General features: G+C 68.9%; 24 protein-coding genes. 13 read left to right on the top strand and 11 right to left on the bottom strand.

Annotated elements, in window-relative coordinates:
• The first annotated feature begins 4 nt into the window (after nt 1–4).
• From ACP699_RS11955 to ACP699_RS11930, 6 genes are read left to right on the top strand one after another with little or no spacing between them, the layout of a single operon-like run.
• Nucleotides 5–892 carry a DUF58 domain-containing protein gene (locus tag ACP699_RS11955; RefSeq protein WP_314475957.1) on the top strand — a complete coding sequence of 296 codons (888 nt, stop codon included), beginning with the start codon at nt 5–7 and terminating at the stop codon, nt 890–892.
• Nucleotides 879–1,370: a hypothetical protein gene (locus tag ACP699_RS11950; protein ID WP_055875608.1), complete on the top strand. Its 492-nt coding sequence runs from the start codon at nt 879–881 to the stop codon at nt 1,368–1,370. The genes ACP699_RS11955 and ACP699_RS11950 overlap by 14 nt, the downstream gene beginning before the upstream one ends.
• Nucleotides 1,361–2,347, top strand: a complete 987-nt coding sequence (locus tag ACP699_RS11945; protein ID WP_229778768.1) for a VWA domain-containing protein — start codon at nt 1,361–1,363, stop codon at nt 2,345–2,347. The genes ACP699_RS11950 and ACP699_RS11945 overlap by 10 nt, the downstream gene beginning before the upstream one ends.
• The gene (locus ACP699_RS11940) at nt 2,344–3,393 is read left to right on the top strand and encodes a VWA domain-containing protein (protein WP_426171297.1); all 1,050 of its coding nucleotides are present in this window, start codon (nt 2,344–2,346) and stop codon (nt 3,391–3,393) included. Before ACP699_RS11945 ends, ACP699_RS11940 begins: the two co-directional genes overlap by 4 nt.
• Complete coding sequence (locus tag ACP699_RS11935) at nt 3,390–4,133, top strand: hypothetical protein (protein ID WP_055875598.1); 744 nt, start codon at nt 3,390–3,392, stop codon at nt 4,131–4,133. Before ACP699_RS11940 ends, ACP699_RS11935 begins: the two co-directional genes overlap by 4 nt.
• Entirely contained in the window at nt 4,130–5,233 is a 1,104-nt protein-coding gene (locus tag ACP699_RS11930) for a DUF4064 domain-containing protein (protein ID WP_235563326.1), read from the top strand. Before ACP699_RS11935 ends, ACP699_RS11930 begins: the two co-directional genes overlap by 4 nt.
• Before the next feature lie 30 nt (nt 5,234–5,263).
• Here ACP699_RS11930 and ACP699_RS11925 read toward each other — a convergent pair whose 3' ends face one another.
• Together ACP699_RS11925 and ACP699_RS11920 are read right to left on the bottom strand one after the other, a co-directional pair.
• Nucleotides 5,264–6,259 (bottom strand): hypothetical protein, encoded by a 996-nt coding sequence (locus ACP699_RS11925; protein WP_235562655.1) that lies wholly within the window; start codon nt 6,257–6,259, stop codon nt 5,264–5,266.
• A gap of 70 nt (nt 6,260–6,329) precedes the next feature.
• Entirely contained in the window at nt 6,330–7,301 is a 972-nt protein-coding gene (locus ACP699_RS11920) for an alpha/beta hydrolase (protein ID WP_288968867.1), read from the bottom strand.
• Nucleotides 7,302–7,504: 203 nt separating this feature from the next.
• Between ACP699_RS11920 and ACP699_RS11915 the strand changes: the two genes are divergently transcribed.
• A complete protein-coding gene (locus ACP699_RS11915; protein ID WP_055875585.1) occupies nt 7,505–7,912 on the top strand; it encodes a pyridoxamine 5'-phosphate oxidase family protein in 408 nt (135 codons plus the stop codon).
• Nucleotides 7,913–7,945: 33 nt separating this feature from the next.
• Here the strand turns inward: ACP699_RS11915 and ACP699_RS11910 are convergent, their stop codons facing one another.
• Nucleotides 7,946–8,653, bottom strand: coding sequence for a ZIP family metal transporter (locus ACP699_RS11910; protein ID WP_055871679.1), 708 nt, complete (start codon nt 8,651–8,653; stop codon nt 7,946–7,948).
• A 136-nt stretch (nt 8,654–8,789) separates the two neighbouring features.
• Nucleotides 8,790–9,275, bottom strand: coding sequence for a hypothetical protein (locus ACP699_RS11905; protein WP_055871676.1), 486 nt, complete (start codon nt 9,273–9,275; stop codon nt 8,790–8,792).
• Between the two features lie 84 nt (nt 9,276–9,359).
• On the opposite strand from ACP699_RS11905, the gene ACP699_RS11900 reads away from it, so the two are divergent.
• From ACP699_RS11900 to ACP699_RS11880, 5 genes are all read left to right on the top strand, one after another.
• Complete coding sequence (locus tag ACP699_RS11900) at nt 9,360–9,590, top strand: AbrB/MazE/SpoVT family DNA-binding domain-containing protein (RefSeq protein ID WP_426171292.1); 231 nt, start codon at nt 9,360–9,362, stop codon at nt 9,588–9,590.
• Nucleotides 9,574–9,990: a PIN domain-containing protein gene (locus ACP699_RS11895; RefSeq protein WP_426171290.1), complete on the top strand. Its 417-nt coding sequence runs from the start codon at nt 9,574–9,576 to the stop codon at nt 9,988–9,990. The genes ACP699_RS11900 and ACP699_RS11895 overlap by 17 nt, the downstream gene beginning before the upstream one ends.
• Nucleotides 9,991–10,052: 62 nt before the next feature.
• Nucleotides 10,053–11,498 carry an argininosuccinate synthase gene (gene argG / locus ACP699_RS11890; RefSeq protein WP_055871670.1) on the top strand — a complete coding sequence of 482 codons (1,446 nt, stop codon included), beginning with the start codon at nt 10,053–10,055 and terminating at the stop codon, nt 11,496–11,498.
• Between the two features lie 326 nt (nt 11,499–11,824).
• Entirely contained in the window at nt 11,825–14,491 is a 2,667-nt protein-coding gene (locus ACP699_RS11885) for a penicillin acylase family protein (RefSeq protein ID WP_426171573.1), read from the top strand.
• 60 nt (nt 14,492–14,551) lie between these two features.
• Nucleotides 14,552–15,313: an alpha/beta fold hydrolase gene (locus tag ACP699_RS11880; RefSeq protein ID WP_141385580.1), complete on the top strand. Its 762-nt coding sequence runs from the start codon at nt 14,552–14,554 to the stop codon at nt 15,311–15,313.
• Nucleotides 15,314–15,328: 15 nt separating this feature from the next.
• Here the strand turns inward: ACP699_RS11880 and mnhG are convergent, their stop codons facing one another.
• From mnhG to ACP699_RS11850, 6 genes are read right to left on the bottom strand one after another with little or no spacing between them, the layout of a single operon-like run.
• Entirely contained in the window at nt 15,329–15,718 is a 390-nt protein-coding gene (gene mnhG, locus ACP699_RS11875; protein ID WP_046748040.1) for a monovalent cation/H(+) antiporter subunit G, read from the bottom strand.
• Nucleotides 15,715–15,984, bottom strand: coding sequence for a monovalent cation/H+ antiporter complex subunit F (locus ACP699_RS11870; protein WP_017829980.1), 270 nt, complete (start codon nt 15,982–15,984; stop codon nt 15,715–15,717). The genes mnhG and ACP699_RS11870 overlap by 4 nt, the downstream gene beginning before the upstream one ends.
• The gene (locus ACP699_RS11865) at nt 15,981–16,571 is read right to left on the bottom strand and encodes a Na+/H+ antiporter subunit E (RefSeq protein ID WP_017829979.1); all 591 of its coding nucleotides are present in this window, start codon (nt 16,569–16,571) and stop codon (nt 15,981–15,983) included. The genes ACP699_RS11870 and ACP699_RS11865 overlap by 4 nt, the downstream gene beginning before the upstream one ends.
• Nucleotides 16,571–18,121, bottom strand: a complete 1,551-nt coding sequence (locus tag ACP699_RS11860) for a Na+/H+ antiporter subunit D (RefSeq protein WP_017829978.1) — start codon at nt 18,119–18,121, stop codon at nt 16,571–16,573. The genes ACP699_RS11865 and ACP699_RS11860 overlap by 1 nt, the downstream gene beginning before the upstream one ends.
• Entirely contained in the window at nt 18,118–18,717 is a 600-nt protein-coding gene (locus ACP699_RS11855; protein ID WP_426171285.1) for a Na(+)/H(+) antiporter subunit C, read from the bottom strand. The genes ACP699_RS11860 and ACP699_RS11855 overlap by 4 nt, the downstream gene beginning before the upstream one ends.
• The gene (locus tag ACP699_RS11850) at nt 18,717–21,686 is read right to left on the bottom strand and encodes a Na+/H+ antiporter subunit A (RefSeq protein ID WP_151487366.1); all 2,970 of its coding nucleotides are present in this window, start codon (nt 21,684–21,686) and stop codon (nt 18,717–18,719) included. The genes ACP699_RS11855 and ACP699_RS11850 overlap by 1 nt, the downstream gene beginning before the upstream one ends.
• Before the next feature lie 119 nt (nt 21,687–21,805).
• Here ACP699_RS11850 and ACP699_RS11845 point away from each other — a divergent pair, with 119 nt between their 5' ends.
• Nucleotides 21,806–23,305, top strand: a complete 1,500-nt coding sequence (locus ACP699_RS11845; RefSeq protein WP_426171283.1) for a hypothetical protein — start codon at nt 21,806–21,808, stop codon at nt 23,303–23,305.
• 21 nt (nt 23,306–23,326) lie between these two features.
• Here ACP699_RS11845 and ACP699_RS11840 read toward each other — a convergent pair whose 3' ends face one another.
• Complete coding sequence (locus ACP699_RS11840) at nt 23,327–24,388, bottom strand: LacI family DNA-binding transcriptional regulator (protein WP_017829974.1); 1,062 nt, start codon at nt 24,386–24,388, stop codon at nt 23,327–23,329.
• Nucleotides 24,389–24,402 lie beyond the last annotated feature (14 nt).

The raw sequence follows: 24,402 nt of genomic DNA, 5'->3' as shown, positions 1-24,402 counted from the left end.
CCCCATGCCGAGCCTGATCACGCAGGTGAAGAGCAAGCTCTTCATCCACTCGACGCGCAAGTCGCTGCACGCGCTCGACGGCGCCTACGCGTCGTTGCTGCGCGGGCGGAGCCTCGACTTCGAAGACCTGCGCAAGTACGAGTACGGCGATCAGGTGCGCGACATCGACTGGCGGGCGACCGCGCGACTGGGAACGCCCCTGGTCAAGCGCTCGCGCGCGACGCGCATGCACACCGTGCTGTTCGTGGTCGACACAGGGCGCTCGATGTCGGCCCTCGCCGCCGACGAGCGGTCGAAGAAGGAGCTGGCGATCCTCGCGACCGGGGTGCTCGGGGTGCTGACGCTGCGCCACGGCGACGACTTCACCACGGTCTACGGCGACTCCGCGAAGGTGCGCCGGCTCGCGCCCGGCCGCAGCGAGGGTGCGCTCGAACATGCGCTGCGCACGATCGACAGGGCCATCGACGACAGCAGTGCTCCGAGCGACCGTGACGCACTGCTGTCGTTCGTCACACGCACGATCGCCCGCCGCATGATCGTGGTGGTGATCACCGACGAGGCCCCGGTCACGAGCGAGACGGAGCGGATGCTGCGCCGGCTGCGCGTGCAGCACGACGTGCTCTGGCTCACTCTCCGCGACGCCGAGCCCGTGCTGGACCACGCCACCGGACGCATCCGCTCGGATGTCGACAGCCGCTGGCAGGTGCCGGGTTTCGTGCAGGGCAACCGCGAGATCGTGCAGGAGCTGACCGCGCAGCGCGAGGCCGATGCCGCGCACCTCACCGAGCTCCTCACCCGCATGGAGATCAGCCACTCCACGCTGGACGGGCAGGACGACGCCGTCGCCCAGCTGCTGACGCTGCTGAACCGGAGGTCGAATGCCCGGCTCTGACGACCTCTACCCGCCGGCGCAGTACGGCTGGGGCTGGATGCTGCTGGCGATCGGCATCCTTGCTCTGCTGGTGCTGGGCGCCTGGCTGCTGATCGTGCTCACCCGCCCGCGCCGCACGCTGGCGACCGCCGACGCGAATGCCGGCCAGGCTCCGCTGATCATCGACGTGCTGTCGCAATTGCGCACCGAATACCAGGCGCGCATCCAGCAGATCGAGACCGAGTACCTCGAACGCCGCATCTCCGCCCGACAGGCGAACCTCGAGCTGAGCCGGGTCGTCCGTGCCTTCGTGAACGAGTACAGCGGCCTGGAGGCTCCGGTGCTGGCGCTCGACGATCTCGTGGCGCGCGGCGTGCATCCCGCCCTGATCGACGCACTGGGCAGGCACTACTACCCGAGCATCTTCCGTCAGGGACCGGTGATCGACCCGGTGGCCGGCGCTGATGCGGCCAGGACGGTGGTGCGCACGTGGCACTAGCCAACATCTGGATGCTGGTGGCCGCCGTCGCCGTCGTGCTGATCGCGCTGACGATCGGCCTCGTCGTCGGACTCCGACGGAGCGGGCGCACCAGCGGCGGGGACGCGGCGCGCATCGCCCGAGCCGAGCGCCTGCGCACGCTGCCCTCCTTCCGCCGGGCACTGGCTCGACGGGCGCTCGCCCTCTCCGGAATCCTCGCCCTCGGCGCGACCACCGCGATCGTCGCGGGCGTTGTGGCCGCACGGCCGATGTCGGCGCAGACCGTGCAGCCCGTCGACACGAGCCGCGACATCATGCTGTGCCTCGACGTCTCCGGCTCCATGACCGAGGTCGACGTCGAGGTGCTGACCGTCTTCGACGAGCTGCTCGACAGCTTCGAGGGCGAGCGGATCGGCCTGACGATCTTCAACAGCTCGCCGGTGCAGATCTTCCCCCTCACCGACGACTACGACTTCGTGCGCGAGCACCTGGCGAGCATGACCCAGAGCTTCGACTACGTCGACCGGGTCCCGGAGCACTGGGTCGGCACCCTCAACGGCGACGGCGCCTCCCTGATCGGCGACGGGCTGGCCGCGTGTGCGATGGGCTTCGACCACCCGGACGACGACCGCTCGCGCTCGGTCATCTTCGCCACCGACAACGAGGTCAACGGCGCCTCGATCGTCACCCTCGAAGAGGCTGCCGCCTACGCGGCCTCGAAGAACGTGCGCGTCTTCGCGCTGAATCCGGTGCAGGGCAAGGATGCCGACGTCAGCGCCGAGCTGAGCGCCGCGGCCGAGGCGACGGGCGGTGCCGCATTCGGCCTGCGCGACACGACGACTGTCTCGGACATCGTCACCCAGGTGCAGGAGCAGGAGGCGACCGAGCTGCGCGGCGAGGCGCAGGTGGTCTGGACCGATACCCCGAACCTGTGGATCGTGCTGCTCTCGATCTGCCTGCTCGGTCTCGTCGTGGTGCTGTGGAGGGTGCGACTGTGATCTTCCAACCCGTGCTCAACCCCCTCCTGATCGCGCTGCTGTGCGCGCCGGTCGCCGTCGTCGCAGCCTGGGCGCTGGTGCGTCCGCCGAAGTCGGCCGGAGTGCCGATCACCGATCGTCGGGCGCTCGCCGGGCATCGTGGCCTGTGGGCCCTGCGCCTGCTGCTCGTGCTCGCCTGCTTCGCGATGCTGCTGCGCCCGGGCATCCCCGGCGGTGCCACCCAGACCCTCGCGACGGACACCGACATCGTGCTCGTCGTCGACACCACGGCGAGCATCGTGGCCGAGGACTGGGGCGACGGCGAACCGCGGCTCGACGGCATCCGCGACGACGTACGCGCGCTCGTCGAGGAGTACCCGGGAGCACGTTTCGCCCTCATAACCTCGGATGCGGCGGCCCAGCTGCGCATGCCGCTGACCACCGACACCACCGCGCTCATGAGCTCGCTCGAAGTGCTGCGCCCCGAGGTCACCAGCCAGTCCCGAGGGAGCTCCATCGGCATCGCGGCTCCGCTGCTGTCGGAGACCCTCGCCTCGGCGGCAGAATCCTCCCCCGACCGCTCGCGCATGGTCTTCTACTTCGGCGACGGGGAGCAGACGGTCGACACACCACCGGAGTCCTTCCGCTCGAGTGAGAAGTACACCGATTCGGGAGCGGTGTTCGGGTACGGCACGGCCGAAGGCGGACCGATGCGCATCACCACGGGCGGCGTCTCGGATCAGGGTGGCGGCTACATCCAGTACCAGGGCGCCGACGCGCTCTCGGTGGTCGACGAGTCGAACCTCGAAGCGATCGCCGGCGAGCTCGGCGTCGAGTACGCGCACCGGACGGCGGATGCCGCGCCCGCGCTCCCCGAGGCCCCCTCGACCACCACCGATTACACCGATTCGGGCGAGGTCGGCAACGTCACCGAGCTGTACTGGATCGCAGCGCTCGTCATCCTGGGCATCCTCGGCGTGGAGCTCACGCGCGCCACGATGCTGATCGCACGGCTCCGGTGGCTGCGCGCGCCACGGCAGCGCTCAGGGCGGGGAGGAACCTCATGACGATGCCGAATGAAGCAGCCGCCCTCCTCCGGTCCAACCGCCGTCGCCGACGCATCCGTCGCTGGGTCGCGATCGGCACCATCCCGCTCACCCTCGTGGCGCTCCTCTTCGTGGGCAAGCTGCTGAGCATGTACGCCTTCGCGCATCAGGCCATCACCGCCTACGTGGTGGACGATTTCGCCGGGTCGGAGGCATCCGCACGCGGACAGGGCTTCCTGAACTGGTTCGAGCCGTACAAGGCGCCGTTCAACATCGGCACGGCACTGGGCGCGGCGGAGCAGCTGCCGCACGCACGAGCACAGCTCGAAGAGGCGCTCGACCTCGCGACCGGGCTGGAGGTCTGCGGGGTGCGGATCAACCTCGCCCTCGTCGTCGAGCGCATGGGCGATGCCGCCCGCGCAGACGGCGACGGCGCGGGCGCGGCCGAGCTCTACGGCGAGGCGCTCACGATCACGATCGAGACTCCCGAGGCGTGCCGCAGCAAGGAAGCCCAGCTGCAGTCGTCCGACCCGCAGCGTGACATGGCGGACTCCCTCGACGGCACAGCAGATCGGTTGAAGCAGAAGCAGCAGGAGGAGCAGCAGCAGCAACAGCAGCCCCAGCCTCAGCCCGGAGAGAAGGAGCAGCCCTCCGAGGACAAGCTGAAGGGGCTCCAGGACAAGCTCGAACAGGGCACGCAGGAACGCGATCAGCAACAGGGCGACGACCAGGGCGGTTCGGGAACGGAGAAGCCGTGGTGAGCGATCACGAAAGGCAGCGAGCGCGGTACATCGCGGGCACGGAGGGGGCTCCTCCCGTTCCACCGCCCGGGGGCTACCGCGGCGCGCGGCGCGAGGCGTTCGGATCGACGCCGAGCCCGACCGTCGTGAGCACTGCGCTGCCGGAGGAACCGAAGAAGCCGGCGAACGCCCTCGGGTGGATCGCCCTCACCGTATCGATCCTGTTCGCCCTGATCCTGCTCGGCACGCTCATCGCCGGCGGCACCGACATCCTCTACGGCGTCACGATGCTCACACTGCAGCTCGTGGTGGTCGGCACGATCGTCGCTGCGCTGTTCTCGGCACGTGGCCGCACGCTCGGGGCGATCGCCCTGGTCGTGACGGTCCTGTTCAACGTTGCCACCGTCGGCGGCATGAGTGCGCTGCAGACCTCGGCCTCCGGCAACTACGAGGGCACGAAGACGGCCGCGCAGAAGCACGCGGAGGCCTATCCCGCCATCAAGGGCACCGATCCGCAGAAGACGCTCTCGCAGGAGTCGCTCGAGGAGGTGCGCGCGCAGGCGGAGACGATGTTCGCCGACATCCGCACGCGGCTGACCGCGGAGTTCGGCTACACCTGGGTGCAGGTGGGCGACGAAGACCTTCGACCCGAGCGCAACGGCTACGGCGGGGAGTCGATGCTGGTCGAGTTCACCTCTGCGTCGTGGGCGACCGTCGAGCCCATCCAGGACTACGAACGCAAGCTCGAGGTGATGGCCGCGATCAGCGAGGTCGTCACCGATCACGGGCTGTGGGCTCTGTACTCGTTCAACGATCCGACCGCGTCGGGCATCGACCCCGCGATGATCGCCAAGCTCTACGGCAGCGACGACCCGCGCACGCAGACCACGTGGGAGTACTACACCGAGAACTTCCCCGGTCCGCTGCGCTTCTACGCCACCATCAACGACCTCTCCAACGATCCGGACGGCGGATTCCTAGCCGCCCGCGAAGCGCAGAACGCCCGCACCGGCGAGCCTCTCGAAGGCCTGCAGCTGACCGTGATCGCGAGCGCCGTGCTCAGCGAAGCCGATCGCGAGGAGTTCCAGACGAGGCTGCAGGACTATCCCGGCTTCGAGTGACCGGCGTCAGCGCCCCGGATCGGGCACGGTTCAGGAGCCGAGCGTCAACAGCATCCTGGCCAGCACGTAGCGGGCATGACCCCGCGACGTGCGCGGGTCGTACCCCAGGGTCTCCACGAGCGCGGTCAAGCGCTCCTGCACGCTGGAGTGGTGCCTCCCGAGCCGCGCGGCAGCCGCGCGCACGCTCTGCTGCTCGGTGACGGCATCCAGAAGCTCGCGACTGCGATGGTCGAGGGCCGCGAGCGCGGCGGCGTCGGGGTGGAGGGGGCCTGACTCGGCTGCCTCGGCGACGAGCAGCAGCGCCCCGAGGTCGGCGGAATCGACCACCGGCTCCCCCGGGCTCGTCAGCCGCACCGCCACGAGCGCCGACGCCCACGACGCGGGAAGACGATCCCCGGGGCCCGGGATGCCGAGCCCCAGGCGCAGGTCCACGCCCTGCGGCCAGGCATCCGGCGCGTCCGTCGCAGTGTCGAGGATCGTCGCGCGCGTGAGGCCGTGCCGGGTGGCGACCACGGCAGAAGGATGCGTCGGCAACGGTGCGGGGTCGGGAGGAGAGGCGACCAGCCGCAGCGACCTCGCGGCGAGTCGGAGCCGCGGCAGTGCGGCGGCCCTCTCCTCCGCGCCGGCGTAGGAGCTGATGGCGAGCTCGACAGCGCTCTCGGGTCCGACCGAGCGGCGCGCGCGGATGATGCCGAGCGCGAGGCTCAACCGTTCCAGGATCATCGCGTCGTTCGTGTGCGCATCTCCCTCGCGCTCGATCCAGGCGACGGCATCCGGTCCGCTCTCCCTGACCGGCCAGGCAGGGGACGGCTCGAGCGGATCCACACGCACCCCATCGGGGCGCACGCGCACGATCTGTCGACCGTCGCGCTGTCCGACCGTCGCGCCGCTCAGCACCGCCGCGCCTCGCACCATGCTCTCGACGCCCACAGAACGGGCGACGAGGGCATCGAAGTACGTGACGACCTTGAGCGTCTCGCTGGCATCCGGGTCGAGGGCGGTGAGACGCCCCAGCAGATCTTGCATGTCGGGCTCCATCACGCAGGGATTCCACCCTACGGGGTCGGCGCACGGCCCCGTAGAGCGGAGTCCGGACTCAGGAGAGCAGGCGGTTCACCCAGTTGTCGCGCGCGGCGAGCATGGCCTGGGCGACGGCGGCGTGCGGGGCGAACATGTCGAAGCCGTGGAAGCCGCCTGCCCACACGTGCAGCTCGGCCTGCACCCCGGCCTCCCAGAGCTTCGTGGCGTAGGCGACGTCCTCGTCGCGGAACACCTCGGCGCTGCCGCAGTCGATGAACGCGGGCGGCAGGCCGCTCAGGTCGGTCGCGCGGGCGGGGGCGGCATAGATCGAGACGTCGTCGGTGCCCTTGCGGTCGCCGAGCAGCGCCGTCCACCCCGTCACGTTCGACCCGCGGTCCCAGACCCCGATCCCGTCGATCTGATGGGTGGACACCGACTCGTCGCGGTCGTCGAGCATCGGGTAGATGAGCAGCTGACCGATCAGCTCAGGCCCCTTGCGGTCACGAGCGAGCAGGGCTGTGCCCGCAGCCAGACCACCGCCCGCGCTGCCCCCGCCGATGAGCAGCCGCGAGAGGTCGATGCCGAGCTCCTCGGCGTTCTCGGCCGTCCACAGCAGGGCCGCGTAGCAGTCCTCCACCGGATACGGATCGGGGAACTCGGGGGCGAGCCGGTACTCGACCGTGACGATCACTCCGTTGAAACGCTCGGCCCACTCGAGGAACCCGGCCACACCCAGCCAGCGGTTGCCGATGATCATGCCCCCGCCGTGGGTGTGGAAGAAGCCGGGGCCCGTGCCCGTACGCCCCTCCTTCTCGACCACCGATACGACGATCTCGTCGCCACCGTGGCCGGCGATCGTGACATCGCGCCGGGTGAAGCCCCGCTCGGCGAGCACGGCGAAGATCTCCTCCTCACCGCTCACCGGCGACTGGCGCATCAGCGGGATCATCTCGGGCGTCAAGGTCGACGGCAGCTGGTCGCCGACGAGGGCGAGGGCGGCCTCGAGCTCGGGATCGAAGGGCGGTCGTCTCAGCGTGGTGTCAGTCATCAGAACTCCTTTGTCCTCGGCCGCCATCGCGACGGCGTTCCGCCAGCCTCGCGCACGCCGCACTCGAGGCTAACCCGCCAGCCGGGGCCGATCCGGGGCCCGGAGTCCGCCGGATGGCGGGGGCAGAGTGTCCTGCAAGGAGAACCCCTTGAGGGCGTGTGCCGCGCTGGATAGCCTGGCGCCAGAGGGAAGGAGTGCGCGAAATGATTCGAGTGCTCGACGAGCAGCAGTCCTACGAGTTGCTGACCACCACCACCATCGGCCGCGTCGGTTTCGTCCATGAGGGACGAGTGCAGATCCTTCCCGTGAACTTCGCCGTCTCGGGGCACGATCTACTTCTTCGCACCACGCCCGACGGCGTGCTGGGCGCCCTGAGCAGCGAGCCGCTGGAGGTCGCGTTCGAGGTCGACTACCACGACCCCCTCGGCAGCACGGCCTGGAGCGTGCTGATGCACGGCTCGCTCACGCGGGTGCCGGACGACGAGGCCGCGGGCGACGCCGCTCGCGTGCACCCGTGGGCGGGCGACGACCGGAGCCTTCCGCTGAGCCTGCACATCGACACCATCACGGGTCGCAGTGTGAAACGGGACCAGTTCCGCGGCAAGGACTGACCCGGGGCCGGATCTCGGCTCACGGATCTGCTCTCACGACGCGAGAGCCAACCCCGCGGCGAGCGCGAAGCCCAGCACGGTCGCGAGTCCTGTCGACTCCTTGGCCTTGGACTGCGCCTCGGGGACCATCGAGTCGACCAGCATCACCAGCAGCGCCCCGGCAGCGAAGCCGCTCGCCGCCGCACGGAACTCGTCGCCGGTGACACTCGCGAGACCGAATCCCGCAACCGTCGCGACAGCGCAGATCACGGCCACGCCCGCCCAGAGCAGCAGCACCCGCGACTTCGCCATGCCGCCTTCGAGCAGGTCGGCGGCCGAACCGATCGACTCCGGCAGGTTCGAGACCAGGATGGCGACCACGAGCGCGATGCTGACGGGTTCGCCGGATGCGAGCCCGATGCCGAGGACCAGCTGCTCAGGGATGCCGTCGAGCAGCGCCCCCACGGCGAGCTGGCCTCCGCCCGCCTTCTCCTTGGCCTTCGCGGCTCGGGCGTCGAGGATGCGGTCGGCGATGTAGTAGCTGATCGCTCCCGCCGCGACGCCGATCACGAGAGGGATGGGACCGGCGAGGTCGAGTCCCTCCTCCCAGAGTTCGAAGGCGATCGAGGCCATCAGCGCGCCTGCGCCGAAACCCAGCACGATGCCGAGCCAGCGCGGCGGCCAGGTGCGCAGCAGCGCGAGCACCGCACCGACGAACAGCGGCGCCGCCGCGACCAGACCCCACAGGATCGCTCCACCCATGTCCGACCTCCGTGCGCCCTACTCTTCCACTCCTCCGGCGCTCTGCCACCCTGGCGTCGCCGAGGACGGCGACGTGTCGCGTGACGGCGACGGGAGTTCCTTCCCCGCTGCGCCTGGCGCGCCACGAAGATGTCGTTCAGTCGGAGTAGTCGGCGTTCGGGGTGACGAACGTCGCCGTGTACTCCTCGGTGCAGGGCGTCAGGACATAGACCTTGCCCCAACCCCAGCCCATGAGCATCGGATCGTCCTGGCTCAGACGCGTCTGCCGGTCGCCCGCCTCGATGACGACCCACCCCGCATCGTCCGTCCGCCAGCTGGCCTTCCCGACGACCGGGGTCACGTCGCCGTCGAGGCACACCCGCCCGTCGTCGAGCTCCCGTTCCTCGGTGCCGAGCATCAGCGCCGAGACCTCGGCTGTGCCGTCATCGTTGAGTGTGAAACCGGCGAGTTCCGAGGCCTCTTCGAAGCCGTGATACGTCGCGGGGAACGACAGGTGCGCCGCCATGTCCTGCCGCGCGAGCGTCGACCCGCGGAAGGTCTGAAACGCCGCGACGAGAAGCACGGCGAGGATCACGCCTCCCGCGACGAACCACCACAGTCCACGCAACCGTGCTCTCTGCATGCGGGCACTGTATCGATGCGTCCTGCGCGTATGCCGCCGATATGAAGCACTCCGCATCCGCCTTTCAAATGGTACCGTCATGGCATGAGAGCAACCATGGACAAGGCAGGCCGGATCGTGATTCCGGCCGCGCTTCGCGAGCGCGTCGGATTGATCCCCGGTCCGGTAGATCTCATCCTCGACGGCAACGGTATTCGCATCGAGATCGATACCCCGGACAACGTCGTCGAGAAGGATGGCCGTCTGATCATCACAGGAGGACCGACACTCACCGTGGATGAGATCCGGGAGCTCCGACTTGCCGATCAGCGCTGATCTCCTCCTCGACACCAGCGCCGCGATCGCGCTGGTCCACGACCAGAATCCGGCACACGAACGCATACTCCAACTCACCCACGGTCGCCTCATCGGCCTCGCCGGGCACGCCTCCGTCGAGATGTACTCGGTACTGACGCGGATGCCGGGCGCCGCGCGCGTCAGTCCCGGTCGCGCGCAGGAGATCATCGAGCGGTCGTTCCCCGCTTCCGCACCGCTCTCGCCGACGTCGGCGGAGGCCGCGATCGCCACCTTCGCCGACGCGGGAATCGCAGGAGGATCGGTATACGACGGACTCGTCGGCCTCGCCGCACGTGATGCCGCCGTCACGCTTCTCACGTGCGACCGCCGCGCCATGGGCACGTATGCCGCGTTGCGGGTGGAGGTCCTCCTCGCCTGACGGGCTTTCGTCACTGTCATGCGAGACAGGGCGACACGCCGCCCGCGGATAGACTGGGAGCCATGTCCAAGGTCCTCCAGTCCCTGCCCGTCGGCGAGCGCGTCGGCATCGCCTTCTCCGGAGGACTCGACACCTCCGTCGCCGTCGCCTGGATGCGCGAGAAGGGCGCAGTGCCCTTCACCTACACCGGCGACCTCGGTCAGTACGACGAAGATGACATCGCATCGATCCCGGGTCGCGCGCTGGAGTACGGCGCCGAGGCCTCGCGGCTGATCGACTGCAAGACCGCCCTGGTCGAAGAGGGCTTCGTCGCCCTCTCTTGCGGCGCCTTCCACATCCGCTCCGGCGGCAAGACCTACTTCAACACGACGCCCCTCGGGCGCGCAGTCACCGGCACCATGCTGGTGCGCGCCATGAAGGAGGACGGCGTCGACATCTGGGGCGACGGCTCCACCTACAAGGGCAACGACATCGAGCGGTTCTACCGCTACGGTCTGCTCGCCAACCCGCGCCTGCGCATCTACAAGCCGTGGCTCGACGCCGACTTCGTCACCGAGCTCGGCGGCCGCAAGGAGATGAGCGACTGGCTCGTCGCCCGCGACTTCCCCTACCGTGACTCCGCCGAGAAGGCCTACTCGACCGACGCCAACATCTGGGGTGCGACGCACGAGGCGAAGACGCTCGAGCACCTGAACGTGTCGCTCGAGACCGTCGACCCCATCATGGGCGTCAAGTTCTGGGACCCGGCCGTCGCCATCGAGACCGAAGACGTCACCGTGACCTTCGAGGCCGGCCGCCCCGTCGCGATCAACGGCGTCGAGTACAGCGACCCGGTGGCCCTGGTCATGGAGGCCAACACGATCGGCGGACGCCACGGCCTCGGCATGAGCGACCAGATCGAGAACCGCATCATCGAGGCGAAGTCCCGCGGCATCTACGAGGCCCCGGCCATGTCGCTGCTGTTCATCGCCTACGAGCGCCTGGTCAACGGCATCCTGAACGAAGACACCCTCGCGACGTACCACGAGCAGGGTCGCCGCCTCGGTCGCCTCATGTACGAGGGACGCTGGCTCGAGCCGCAGTCGCTCATGCTGCGCGAGTCGATCCAGCGCTGGGTCGGCCTCACGATCTCGGGCACCGTCACGATCCGTCTGCGCCGCGGCGACGACTGGACCATCCTCGACACCGTCTCGCCGAACCTCTCGTACGGCCCCGAGAAGCTGTCGATGGAGCGCGTCGGCGACGCGGCCTTCGGACCGGTCGACCGCATCGGCCAGCTCACGATGCGCAACCTCGACATCGCCGACTCGCGCGCACGCCTCGAGCAGTACGCGGGCCTCGGTCTCGTCGGAGGTGCAACCGGTGAGCTCGTCGGCCGCGTGACGGCGGGCGAGTCGAGTGAGATCACCGACTCGGTCCCCGGTTCGATCTCCGAAGCCGACGAGACTCTGGCCGGCGCCGTCGACTCCGCATCCGAGGGCGCGGCCTTCGACTCCGGCACCGACTGACCCGACGAACGAACGACGGATGCGCCGACGCCCTGAGGGTGTCGGCGCATTCGTGCGTCAGGCCACTCTGCTCGCCTCGGCGATCCGCGTCGCAGAGCGATCGATGCCCGGGAGCACGTCGTCGAACAGGAACAGGAGCGCGGTACGCCCCCATTGCGCAACGCGTGACACCACACGACGCGGACGGAGCCGGCGGGGCACCCGTCGCCGAACGCCTCGCGGCGAGCGCCGGTGCGGATATGATGCGAAGGCGCGACCCTGAAACGCGCACTGGGGCTCGGTGGGACTGAGTTCCACCTGTCTACCCGAAAGAGTTCTCGACGATGATGACCGATTCGCAGGAATCCGCCGTACCTTCTCGCCCCTCGCTGGGCGTTCGCATCGGACGCATCGCGTTCCTCGTGGTCGCCGGAATCATCGTGATCGCCGTGGCTGCGGCGTTCTTCGTCACGTGGACGATCCAGCGCTCGTTCCCGCAGACCGTCGGATCCGTCGAGCTCGACGGACTCACGGCCGAGGTCACGGTGCAGCGCGACGACCGCGGCATCCCGACCATCACCGCCGACTCGACCGACGACCTGTTCTACGCTCAGGGGTTCGTGCACGCGCAGGACCGCTTCTTCGAGATGGACTTCCGTCGCCATGTCACCGCCGGCCGCGTCGCCGAGATGTTCGGGGAGTCGCAGGCGGGGACCGACGCGTTCCTGCGCACGCTCGGCTGGCGCAAGGTCGCCGAGGCCGAGGTCGAGGCGATGGACGACACCACCCGTAGCTACTACGAGGCGTACGCGGATGGTGTGAACGCCTATCTGGCCTCGCGGTCGGGCGCCGAACTGTCGCTCGAGTACGCCGTGATCGGCCTGCAGAATCCCGACTACGCGCCCGAGCCCTGGGAGCCCGCGGATTCCGTGGCCTGGCTCAAGGCCATGGCCTGGGACCTCCGCGGCAACATCGAGGACGAGACCGAACGATCGCTCCTGGCAGCCGAGCTGAGCGGCGACACGGATGGCGAGGGCACGGATCCCACGGCGACCGAAGACACTCTCGCCAAGCTCTACCCCGACTACCCGTTCGACGAGAACCCCGTGATCGTCCCGAAGATCTCGACCGTTCCGACGCTCGGAACCGACGCGGAGCCTGCGGCGTTCACCCCCACCGAGACCGAGGGAGAAGTCCAGCAGGCCTCCACGACCATCGAATGGGAGGAGACGTCGAGCGTCATCGAGGCAGCGAGCGTTCTGGTGGGCGACGTCGGCGAGGGCATCGGCTCGAACTCCTGGGTCGTCTCCGGCGCCCTCACCGAGACCGGGATGCCCCTGCTCGCGAACGACCCGCACCTCGGAGCATCCCTCCCCTCGGTCTGGTACCAGGTGCAGTTGAAGTGCTCGACGGTGGACGAGGCGTGCCCGTTCGATGTCGGAGGCTTCTCGTTCTCAGGGCTCCCCGGCATCGTGATCGGCCACAACCAGAAGGTGGCCTGGGGGTTCACGAACCTCACCACCGACGTCACCGACCTCTACATCGAGCGCGTCGAAGGCGACCAGTACTGGCGCGACGGGGCACTGGTACCCCTCGAAGAGAGCACCGAGACGATCAAGGTCGCGGGCGGTGACGACATCGAGCTCACCATCCGCTCGACCGTGCACGGGCCCCTCATCTCGGGCCTCACGGACGACTTCACCGCGATCGCCGGCGACCCCGAACCCGCGCTCGAGGCTGAGGCCGCCGCCCCGACCGCCCCGGTCCCCGGTTCCGAGGACGACGCCGAGTACGCCGTGAGCCTCCGGTGGACGGCCCTGGACCCCGGCACCGCGGCGACCGCGATCTTCGCGCTCTCCACCGCGCAGGACTTCGACGACTTCCGCTACGCCGCCTCGCTCTTCGACGTGCCGGCGCAGAACCTCATCTACGCCGACACCGAGGGCAACATCGGGTACCAGACGCCCGGTCGCCTCCCCATCCGCGGCGCCGGGGATGGGTGGATGCCTCAGCCCGGATGGGACAGCAGCTACGACTGGACGGGCTTCATCCCGTTCGAGGAACTGCCGGTGTCGTACAACCCGAACTCCGGGTACATCGTGACCGCGAACAACGCGATCGTGACCGACGACTACGAGTACTTCCTCTCCCGGGACTGGGACTACGGCTACCGAGCGGCACGGATCGCCCACCTCATCGAACGGCGGGCGGCCGTCGCGCCCCTGACCGCGGAAGACATGCGCGAGATCCAGATGGACAACGAGATGTGGATCGGCACGCAGCTGGCGAGCGTCATGGGAGACGTCGACGTGTCCGGCGCCGGTCCGACCGAGGCCGTCGAACTGCTGCAGGGATGGGACGCCCAGAACACGGCATCGTCGCCTGCCGCGGCCTATGCGAACGTGCTGTGGTCGAACCTGGTGCAGAACATCTTCGCCGAGCGCGCCCAGCCCCTCCCCATCGACGGTCAGGCCCGCCTCTTCACGGTCGTCTCCGCGATGCTGGCCGATCCCTCCGACCCGCTCTGGGTCAACGAGCAGATCGACGTCGACGGGATGGAGCAGATGCTGGCGCTGTCGGCGCAAGAGGCCTACGACGAGCTCGCGGCACTGCAGGGAACCACCGTCTCACGCTGGAACTGGGGCGACCTGCACGCGATCACCCTCACCAGCGACACGCTCGGCTCGTCGGGCATCGCGCCGATCGAAGCGCTCTTCAACCGAGGGCCGTTCCCGGTGGGCGGAGGTGCGTCCGTGGTGAATGCGACCGGGTGGGAGCTCGGCGTCTCGTACGCGACCACCACCGTGCCGTCGATGCGCATGGTGATCGATCTGTCGGATCTCGACGCGTCGACGTGGAACCACCTCACCGGTGCCTCCGGCCATGCCTACAACGAGCACTACACGGATCAGACGGCGGACTGGGCAGCAGGCATCCAGAAGCCGTGGGCGTACTCGGCGAAGGCGGTGAAGGCGGCTGCCGTCGACACTCTGGTGCTGACTCCGGCCGGCTGAGCGAAGGGCGCGCGACGGCGTCCCGAGCGGCGCCTCAGGATGCTCGGCTACCGTTGACGGGTGCCATCCAGCTATCTCGCCCCCAAGGGCACCTCCGTCACGCTCCTGGAGTTCGAGCACGGAGGTGCGACGCTCATCGCCGAGACGTTCGGCGATGGACCGCACACGTACCTTCTCCTGCACGGCATCGGCATGGGTCGCAGCGTCTACCTCGACGTCGTGCAGCGCCTGGAGGGGCGGGTCATCGCGGTCGATCTGCCCGGCTTCGGCGAAGCGCCCGAGCCCACGCGGACCCTCACGATGGAACGGCACGCCGACCTCGTCGCCGCCTACCTCCGACACGTGGACTCGGGCCCCGTCGTGGTGATCGGTCACTCGATGGGCAGCCAGATCGCGGCCGAGCTCGCCGCGCGGCATCCGTCCCTCGTCGAGGCGGTGGTGCTCGCCGGCCCGACCGTCAACAAGGCGGCACGCAACATCGGCGCGCAGGCGCGGTATCTGCTGACCGACCTCGTCGGAGAACGACCGCTCGTCCTCTGGCGCGGAGCCAGGGAGTACCTCCGCGGCGGCCCCCACCTCTTCCGCAAGATGCGCGCCACCATCGTGCACGAGCCCGAAGACGCCTTCGTGCGCATCGAGTGCCCCGTGCTCGTGCTGCGGGGAGAGAGCGACCCGCTCGCCCCGATGAGCTGGTGCCGCGAGATCATCGACGCCATCCCGGGCGCCGACCTCGAGGTCATCCCCGACCACGGTCACGGCACGCTCATCAGCGACTCCGAGCCGGCGGCGCGCCTGATCCACGAGTTCACCGCTCGCCTCTGAGACGGCGGCCGCGGGTCAGCCTGCGGCGGGCGGGGTCTGCTTCGACTCGGCGAGCTCGTCCACGACGAGGCCCCGCTGCTCGATGGTGCCGTTGCGGTAGGCCTGCCGCCCGACCATGTGCGCCGAGAGCGGGGCGGTCGCGAACTGCATGAGCACGACCGGGGCGACGAGCACGAAGCCGAGCAGGATGCCGCCGATCGAACGCTGCGACAGCGCGATCGCGATGCAGATGAGCAGCAGTCCGAGCACCTGGGGCTTGGTCGCCGCGTGCAGACGGGACGGCACGTCGCGGAAGTGCAGCAGCCCGACGGCCGCCGACAGGCACAGCACGGCGCCGAGCAGGATGAGCACCAGCACCGCCACGTCGATGACGGCATCGGGGATCATGAGACCGAACACGTTCATGGTGTCGTGTTGTCCCTTCTCGCGACGAACCGGGCGACGGCGATCGACCCGAACACTCCGACGGCCGCGATGATCAGGAGCACGGGGATGTTGCGGGTGTGGCCGTTGATGGCCATCTCGGCACCGATCACGCACATCACCTCGGTGAGGAGCACGTCGGAGGCGACGGCGCGGTCGAGGATCGACGGCCCGCGCACGATGCGGATCAGGGCGAGGACGGCGGCGAGGCCGAACACCACCATGATCAGCAGCAGCAGGATGTTCATCGGGCACCGCCCTTCGTCGCTCCGACGCCCGCACGCTCGTCTGCCTTGAGGGCACGGTACTGAGCAGGGTCGCCGAGGGCTCGCACGACGCGTCGCTCCCAGCGGAGCACCCCGGCGCGCTGCTTCTCGACGTCGTCGAGGTCGCGCACGCCGATCACGTGCAGATAGAGGATCTGCCGATCGCGATCGGTGTCGACGACCAGGGATCCGGGGATCAGCGAAGACACGACAGCGACGTGCGTCATCACCAGGTCGTCGGCGTAGCGCAGCGGCACCGCGATGATGGCCGTGCCCGGCTGACGACGGAAGTCGAACACCTGCACCGTGACCGAGAGGGCGCCCCTCAGCACAGCGAACAGGAACTGCACCACGAACAGCGCGGCGTACCAGAGGTTGATCCGGCCCGAAAGCGCGACGGTCGGCAGGCGGAAGACGCGGGTGACGAAGATCGCGACGACGAGTCCGGTGAGGAACGACAGCACGGTGAACTGCGCCCACAGCAGCATCCAGAGCACGACGAGCCACGCGAGGAACGGCAGCTGCACGCGGATGTCGCGCCAGAGGTGACGTCGGGTGTCACGCGCCATCAGCCCACCTCCTGTTCCAGCTGCACGAGGCTCACGGGCTGCAGCAACGAGGCGCCGATGCGGTCGCACAGTGCGTAGAGAGGGCCAGCGAAGATCGTCAGGGCCAGTGTGACCGCGACCATGCCGCCGGTCGCCAGGGTCATGATCTTCGGGATGCGGCGACGCTCCTGCTGCTCATCGGCGGCCGGTGCATTGCCAAGGTACGAGATGCGCCCCTCGGTCTCGGTGGAGTCTTCCTCCTCGCGCCAGAAGGCGAGGTTCCAGGCGCGCATCAGGGCGTACAGGGTCAGCAACGACGTGACGATGCCGCCGAAGATCAGCACGATCATGATCGGAGTGCCGACCGACGCCGCCGCCTCGAACAGCGCGAACTTGCCGATGAACCCCGAGAAGGGCGGCAGGCCGCCGAGGTTGATCGCGGGCACGAAGTAGAGGATGGCGATCAGGGGCGCGACCTTCAGCAGTCCCTTGACGCGCAGGATCGACGTGCTTCCCGCTCGGCGTTCCACGAGCCCCACGGCGAGAAAAAGAGTCGTCTGCACCACGATGTGGTGAACGATGTAGTACACCGTGGCGCCGATCGCGGCGGGCGTCGCGATCGCGAGACCGAAGATCATGTAGCCGACGTGGCTCACCAGAGTGAACGACAGGATTCGTTTGAGCTCGGCCTGCGCCACGGCGCCGAGCACACCGACGATCATGGTCGCGAGGGCGATGATCAGCAGCACGGTGTCGATGCTGTTCGAGGCGAACAGCTGCGTCTCCGTGCGGATCAGCGCGTACACGCCGACCTTCGTCAGCAAGCCGGCGAACACCGCCGTGACCGGAGCCGGTGCGGTCGGATACGAGTCCGGCAGCCAGAACGACACCGGGAAGATGGCCGCCTTGATGCCGAACGCCACCACGAGCATGAGGTGCAGCACCAGCTGCGTCTCCTGCGGGAGTTCCGACATCCGCTCGGCGATCTGAGCCATGTTGACCGTGCCGAGAGCCCCGTAGATCATCGCGATCGACGCGAGGAACAGGATCGACGAGACCAGCGAGACGACGATGTAGACGGCGCCGGTGCGGATGCGGGATTCGGTGCTGCCGAGCGTGATCAGCACATACGAGGCGACGAGCAGGATCTCGAAGCCGACGTAGAGGTTGAAGAGGTCGCCCGCGATGAAGGCGTTGAAGATGCCGGCCGCGAGGATCAGGTACGAGGGGTTGAAGATCGAGATCGGGGTCTCGTCGGTGCCGTCCGCGGCGCCCTGGCCGATGGAGAAGAGCAGCACCGCGAGCAGCACGATGCTGGAGATGAGCACCAGGAGCGCGGCGAGCCTGTCGACGTAGAGCACGATGCCGAAGGGCACGGGCCAGCCGCCGACCGACACCGCCAGCGGCGCACCGGAGTCGACCACGACCAGGAGCACGGCGGCGATCACCGAGACGGCAGCGAGGGTCGCGACCGTGACGACGACCTGCAGGCGCGGGTTCCGACCGAACACGAGCGTGACGGCGGCCCCGAGCAGAGGTAGCGCGACCAGGAGCGGGACGAGGGCGGTCATGGCTTGCCCTCCTCGTTCTCGTCGCGGTCATGGGGTTCGTCGGGGCTCGGTTCACGGCCCTCGTCTGAGCGCGCAGCGGGTTCGCTCCCCCATCCGGTCGGGGCGTCGAAGGGAGCATCGTCGTGGATCGACGGGTGGTCGCGCATGTGCAGAACCGTGATCGGCGCGGTCTGCACGCCGACGAAGTCCGTCGTCGCCTCGTCGTCGTCGGTCTCGGACTCGTCGTCCATGAGGTCTTCGTCGGCGTCGGTGCGCTCGCGGAGCGCGATGTCGGCCTCGTCGTCCTCGACCGTGTCGGCCTGGCCCAGCTGCCAGGAGCGATAGATCAGGGCGAGGAGGAATGCCGAGACCGCGAACGTGATCACGATGGCGGTGAGGGTGAGCGCCTGCGGGAGCGGATCGCTCATCTCGCCCTCCGTCCCGAAGAACGGGGCATTGCCGGGGACGCCCATCACGATCAGCAGCAGCAGGTTCGTGGCGTTGCCGAGCAGCAGGAAGCCGATCAGCACGCGGGTCAGGCTGCGCTCCAGCATCGCGTACACACCACACGCGAAGAGGATGGCCATGATGACGATGAGGGTGAGGGAGACGTCCATCAGCTGCTCCTCCCGCCCCGGGAGAGGAATCCTTCAGGACCCGGCGTGGTGCGAAGTGCCGCCTGACGGTCGACCTCGGCACCGAGGCTGCGCAGCACGTCGAGCACGAGCCCGATCACGACGAGATATACGCCCACGTCGAAGATGGTCGAGGTGACGAACTCCATGTGCCCGATGCCGGGGATCTCCCACTCCCAGAAGGTGCTGGTCAGGGGCGCCAGGCCGAAGAACAGCGGGACGACGGCGGTGCCGACGGCCAGGATGAGGCCGGTGCCGAGCAGCCGACCCGCATCGGTGGGGGCCGCGGCGCCCAGCTCCCAGCGACCGCCAGCGATGTAGCGCATCACCAGGGCCATGCCGGCGACGAGACCGCCGGCGAAGCCGCCGCCGGGCAGGTTGTGGCCGGCGAACAGCAGGAAGATCGACACCACGATGATGGTGTGGAACAGGATGCGGACGATCACCTCGAGCAGGATCGATCTGTTCTCGGGCTTCATCTTCTGCCCGCCGACGAGCCAGGCCCGGGGGCTGCTCTCGTTCTCGGAGGTCTGGAAGCGGATGCCCTCGGTGGTCTCGACGAGCGGACGGCTGCGCGCGGCCTTGCGCGTGGCGCGCGGGAGGTTCTTGGTGGCGGCGAGCAGGTCGGCGCGGTGCGTGACGAACACGAGGGAGGCCACACCGGTCGCGGCGAGCACCAGCACCGAGAGCTCGCCCATGGTGTCCCAGCCACGCAGGTCGACCAGCGCCACGTTGACGACGTTCTTGCCGTGGCCGATCTCGTACGCGAGCCTCGGGAAGGCCTCCGAGATCGGGGTGGCCACACGGGACTGGGTGGCGACGACCGCGACGAAGGCCATCGTGACACCCACCCCGATGGCCAGCAGCGCCCGGGGGATGCGTCCGACCGAGGCGTTGTGCTCACCCATGCGTGCGGGGAGGCGACGGAGCACGAGCGCGAAGGTGACCATCGTCACCGTCTCGACGAGGATCTGCGTGAGCGCGAGGTCAGGGGCGCCGCTCGTCGCGAACAGCACCACCATGCCGAGGCCGGTGACCGAGACCAGCACCACCCCGGTGTACCGCTTCTGCGCGCGGACGGCGAAGACGCCGGCGATCGCCATGATCGGCGCGACCACGATCTGCGCCGGGGTGTGCCAGGCCGACAAGTGGTACCGATCGATGTCGCTCGCGATCAGCGCCGTGACCTCGGCGGCGACGAACACGACGAAGATCGTGCCGACGTAGACCGGCAGCGAACCGCGCTGCGTGAGCGTGGTGCTGAGCACCGAGAGCCGGTCGACCCCGCGCATGACGAGGTAGTACACGTCGGCCGCGGTGAAGCGCAGGAACCGCGCCTTGCGGTCCCAGCCGGTCTTCCGAGTGAGCAGGAAGAGCCCGATGCCGAGGACGATCGACAGGATCGAGATGCCCAGCGCGGGTTCGAATCCGTGCCAGAGCGCGAGGTGGCCGGGGCCCTCGACGGCCTCACCGGCGTGGTCGAGCCCGGGTGTCGCGGTGAGGGCGTAGCCCTGCAGAGCCGTGTCAAGTGCGGGGGCGCCGATACCCGCGGCGAGTGTGACGCCGGCGAGGATGATCGGTGCGGACAGGAAGCCGACCGGCGGGTCAGGCCACGCCGTGTCCGGCAGCTGCCCACCCTGTTCGTCGCGCTTCTTCCAGAACGCCCCCCAGAGGAAGCGCACGCCATATGCCGCAGTGAGCATGGATCCGAGGACGATCCCGATCAGGGCGACGAGGCCCCAGGGAGAACCGCCCTGCGCGTCGTCGAGGAGGGCCGTGAGAGTCGATTCCTTGGCCACGAAGCCGATGGTGGGGGCGATGCCGGCCATCGAGGCGACCGAGATGAATGCCGCTGTCGCCATGACCGGCGCCTGCCGCCCGACACCGGAGAGCTCGTTGATGTCACGCGTCGACAGCTGACGGTCGATGACGCCGACGATGAGGAACAACGCCGACTTGAACAGCGCGTGCCCGATGACCAGGGCGAGTCCCGCGAGCGCGGTGGCCTGCGTGCCGTAGCCGACCACGATGGCGAAGAAGCCGAGCTGGCTGACCGTGCCGAACGCGAGGATGCGCTTGAGGTCGGTCTCGCGCAGTGCCTGGATGCCGCCGAGCAGCATCGTCACGATGCCGAGGGTGATGACGATCGGGCGCCACGTCGTGCTGAAAGCGAAGATCGGTGCGAAGCGGGCGATGAGGTAGATGCCGGCCTTGACCATCGCGGCCGCGTGCAGATAGGCGCTCACCGGCGTGGGAGCGGCCATGGCACCGGGAAGCCAGAAGTGGAAGGGGAACAGCGCCGACTTGCTGATCGCTCCGATCAGGAGCATCACGATCGCGGCATCCACGAGGGGGCCGCTGGGCGCGATCGCGAGGATCTCGCGGATGCTCGAGGTTCCGGTGTCGACCACGAGCAGCACGACGCCCACGAACATCACGAGGCCGCCGAGCGTGGTCACGAGCAGGGCCTGCAGCGCCGCACGACGGCTGGCCGCGCGACGGCGGTAGTGACCGATGAGGAGATAGGAGAGGATGCTCGTGACTTCCCAGAACATCACGAGGATCACCAGGTCGTCGGTCAGGACGAGTCCGTACATGGCGCCCGCGAAGCCCAGCAGCACCCCGGCGAACTGCCCGACGCCCGCCGAGTCCTCGTAGAAGTACCAGCGGCAGTAGAGGAGAACCAGTGCGCCGACGCCCGTGACGATCAGGGTGAGCACCCACCCGAGCACGTCCATGTTCATGGAGAGGTTCAGACCCAGTTGGGGAATCCACTCGACCGATTCGAACGGTACCGGCCCGTCGAGCACCTGCGGCGTCATGACCAGCGCGTGCACGAAGGCGGCGGTCGGAACGAGGGCGGCGATCGCGAAGGCCTGAGCTCCGAGCCAGCGCACCAGAACGGGCATCAACAGCGACCCGAGGAGGAACACAGCGAGGAGCATCAGCATATACGCGGCTCCCTCAGGGCTCGTCGGCCGTTTGGCTCAGGCGGGCGGGTGTACATACAGTTTACCGGCGCGAGAGGTTCCTGAGGTCCACCGTTGCACGATCGTGCGAGAGTAGGCCCATGCGGCGGGTCTGGGTTCGAGAGCTCGCGGGCTGGTCGGGGGCGCTGGCCGTCGCGCTGATCACGGCGGCACAGGTCGCTTCGTCCGCCCGCTCTGAGCTGCTGTTCCGTGACGGGGATTCCCTGATCGTGGCTCTTTTCGCGAGATCCGTCCTCTCAGGTGCACCCCTCGACTGGGCAATGTCGAGCGTGCTGTTCCTGCCAGAGTCCGCGGTGTTCGCCGGCCTCGACACGCTGCTTCCGCTCGACGTGAACGGATTGCTCGCCGTCAATGCCGTCATCAACATGCTCGCGCTCTACGGGGCCCTCCGGCTGGTCGCGGGCCGGCGGCGGAAAGGCACGGCTCCGGTCGCGTGGGCTCTCGTGGGACTGGTGACCTTCGGCGTCCTGGCCATGACCGACGTGTCGGGATCGAGGGACGCTCTGGACCTCGCATCCCTCGTGTTGACGACGACCTACTACTCGGCGACCGTCGTCGCCGTCGTGCTGTCGGTCGGCCTGGTGCGGCGGCTCGTCGACCGGGATCGATTCGGTGGAGCGCTCCTGGTCGTCCTCGGTGCCACGGCCGCGATCGCCACGCTCTCGAACCCGCTCTACGCCGTCTGGGCGACGGTTCCGATCACCCTGGTCCTCGCCCTGATGCTCCCTCGCGCGCCCCACCGCATCCGCCCGACGATGATCCTCGTCGCTCTCATCACCGGCACCGCCCTCGGCTTCCTGGGTCGCATTCCGCTTCGGGCATGGATCAGCAACACCGGAGCCGACTACATCCAGCCCGAGCAGTGGACGGAGTCGGTGGGGTATTACGGAGCCCTCCTCACCACGCGCGCGGGGACGCCGGCCGGGGTGATCGGCATTCTGATCGTGATCGCACTCATCGTGCTCGCGGTCGTGGGCACGGCACGGGCGGAAGACTTCGGGTCGCGGTTCGTCTCCACCGTCGCGTGGACCATGCCCGTCCTCGTGATCATCGGCGCGATCGTCCTGGGCACGCACGCCGCCCGCTACCTGCAGCCCCTCGCGTTCGCCCCGGTGCTCGCCCTGGTGGCGGCGCCGCGTTCCTGGCGAGCGCCGTTCCGGGTGCAGCCCGTCGTCGCGGCCACCGTGTCCGCGCTTCTCTTGATCGGCGGCGCGCTCAGCGTTCCCCGGCTGGTCGGCGCGAGCGCGAGCCCCGATCCCGATCTGACGTGCGTGACCGATTGGGTGAACGCCTCGGGTCGCACCGGTGCCGGCCAGTTCTGGACGGTGCGCCTGCCCAAGCTGCATGTGGAGGATCCCGCCCGTCTCGTGCAGGTCGATCATGAGCTCAACGGCTATGCATGGCTCGTGAACCGAGAGGACTTCGAGGCCCGCGAGGTGTCGTTCCTCGTGGAGGATGCGCAGACCGTCGAGTGGCGTCTTCCCACATCGGAGATCCCCGACGAGGTGATCGGCTGCGGTCGATATCGCATCATCGACTTCGGCGACGCCACTGTGCCGCTCGGCCCGCAGCACAGCTGAGGCGACGGTCGTCCCAGCCGCTCAGCGGGGAACGGGGCCGGTCGTCGTGCCGGCGCGGAACACACACGTGAGGTGCTGCGTCATCCCGGGCTCACCGCCGAGCATGCGGGCGACCTGCTCCCCCGCCGCGCGGCCCTTCTCGACGGCCGGCTGCACGCTGGTGGTGAGGGTGAGACCGCCGAGTCCGTCGACCTCGATGCCGTCGAAACCGGCCACGGAGAGATCTTCGGGCACGCGCAGCCCGAGTTCCTCCGCCGCGCGGATCACCCCCACGGCGAGCAGGTCGCTCTGTGCGAGCACGGCGGTCGGTCGAGTGGCGGGGTCCGTCAGGAGCATCCTGCCGACCAGCACCCCCTCGTCGATGAGGCTGCCGGATGCCGAGATCGCCGGGGCGTCGGGGAACACCTGGCGCATCCCCTCGAGTCGATGCACGGTGACGTCGACGGTGGCGTTCGCGATCCGCTCCGGCGTCACCGCGGCCCGCTCCCGCTCGCTGTCGAGCGGGAGCGTGACCAGGGCGACATCGCGGTGGCCGAGATCGTGAACGTGTCGCGCGACGTCGGCGGAGGCGGCGACGTTGTCCAGGGTGATGCGCGGGATCTCCCCTCCGGCATCGCCTTCGATCACGACGACAGGCAGACCACGACCGACGACCACTTCGAGCGAGGCCTTCGTCCGCCCGGAGCAGCCGATCAGCACGAAGGCATCGACGGGTGCGTGCGTGATCGCGGCACCCTCCTCCCCCGGCTCGTCCCGCATCAGAAGGATGCCGGCGCTGAGGTCGGCGAGCCCGTCGGTGAGCCCGTCCATCATGGCCGTGGTCACCGGGTCGAGGAATGCCGCGCGCAGATGCCCTTCGAGAACGACGGCGACGATGCCGCTGCGTCCGCGGCGCAGGGATGCCGCGCGAGGATCCGGACCGGCGTAACCGAGGTCGGCAGCGGCGGCGAGCACACGCTCCCGTGTGGCAGCCGCCACGTTCGCCTTGCCGCTGAAGACGACCGAGGCGGTGGATGTCGCCACGCCCGCCTCGCGTGCGACGTCGGCGATCGTGGGCCGACGCGGCGTCTCCTGACTGCTCATACTTCGAGGATAGC

It is taken from the genome of Microbacterium sp. DWRC1-3, from assembly GCF_049896645.1.
In the GTDB taxonomy this organism is placed as follows: domain Bacteria; phylum Actinomycetota; class Actinomycetes; order Actinomycetales; family Microbacteriaceae; genus Microbacterium; species Microbacterium maritypicum.
This window is presented reverse-complemented; position numbering and strand designations above follow the sequence as displayed.

Bases quoted from the DNA above. Each gene is read 5' to 3' on its own strand.
- ACP699_RS11955 (WP_314475957.1), top strand. From the start codon at position 5: ATGCCGAGCCTGATCACGCAGGTGAAGAGCAAGCTCTTCATCCACTCG.
- ACP699_RS11860 (WP_017829978.1), bottom strand. From the start codon at position 18,121: ATGACCGCCCTCGTCCCGCTCCTGGTCGCGCTACCTCTGCTCGGGGCC.
- ACP699_RS11855 (WP_426171285.1), bottom strand. From the start codon at position 18,717: ATGGACGTCTCCCTCACCCTCATCGTCATCATGGCCATCCTCTTCGCG.
- ACP699_RS11925 (WP_235562655.1), bottom strand. From the start codon at position 6,259: ATGCAAGATCTGCTGGGGCGTCTCACCGCCCTCGACCCGGATGCCAGC.
- ACP699_RS11840 (WP_017829974.1), bottom strand. From the start codon at position 24,388: ATGAGCAGTCAGGAGACGCCGCGTCGGCCCACGATCGCCGACGTCGCA.
- ACP699_RS11865 (WP_017829979.1), bottom strand. From the start codon at position 16,571: ATGGCGCGTGACACCCGACGTCACCTCTGGCGCGACATCCGCGTGCAG.
- ACP699_RS11915 (WP_055875585.1), top strand. From the start codon at position 7,505: ATGATTCGAGTGCTCGACGAGCAGCAGTCCTACGAGTTGCTGACCACC.
- mnhG (WP_046748040.1), bottom strand. From the start codon at position 15,718: ATGAACGTGTTCGGTCTCATGATCCCCGATGCCGTCATCGACGTGGCG.
- ACP699_RS11850 (WP_151487366.1), bottom strand. From the start codon at position 21,686: ATGCTGATGCTCCTCGCTGTGTTCCTCCTCGGGTCGCTGTTGATGCCC.
- ACP699_RS11950 (WP_055875608.1), top strand. From the start codon at position 879: ATGCCCGGCTCTGACGACCTCTACCCGCCGGCGCAGTACGGCTGGGGC.
- ACP699_RS11905 (WP_055871676.1), bottom strand. From the start codon at position 9,275: ATGCAGAGAGCACGGTTGCGTGGACTGTGGTGGTTCGTCGCGGGAGGC.
- ACP699_RS11900 (WP_426171292.1), top strand. From the start codon at position 9,360: ATGAGAGCAACCATGGACAAGGCAGGCCGGATCGTGATTCCGGCCGCG.
- ACP699_RS11910 (WP_055871679.1), bottom strand. From the start codon at position 8,653: ATGGGTGGAGCGATCCTGTGGGGTCTGGTCGCGGCGGCGCCGCTGTTC.
- argG (WP_055871670.1), top strand. From the start codon at position 10,053: ATGTCCAAGGTCCTCCAGTCCCTGCCCGTCGGCGAGCGCGTCGGCATC.
- ACP699_RS11845 (WP_426171283.1), top strand. From the start codon at position 21,806: ATGCGGCGGGTCTGGGTTCGAGAGCTCGCGGGCTGGTCGGGGGCGCTG.
- ACP699_RS11885 (WP_426171573.1), top strand. From the start codon at position 11,825: ATGACCGATTCGCAGGAATCCGCCGTACCTTCTCGCCCCTCGCTGGGC.
- ACP699_RS11920 (WP_288968867.1), bottom strand. From the start codon at position 7,301: ATGACTGACACCACGCTGAGACGACCGCCCTTCGATCCCGAGCTCGAG.
- ACP699_RS11870 (WP_017829980.1), bottom strand. From the start codon at position 15,984: ATGAACATCCTGCTGCTGCTGATCATGGTGGTGTTCGGCCTCGCCGCC.
- ACP699_RS11935 (WP_055875598.1), top strand. From the start codon at position 3,390: ATGACGATGCCGAATGAAGCAGCCGCCCTCCTCCGGTCCAACCGCCGT.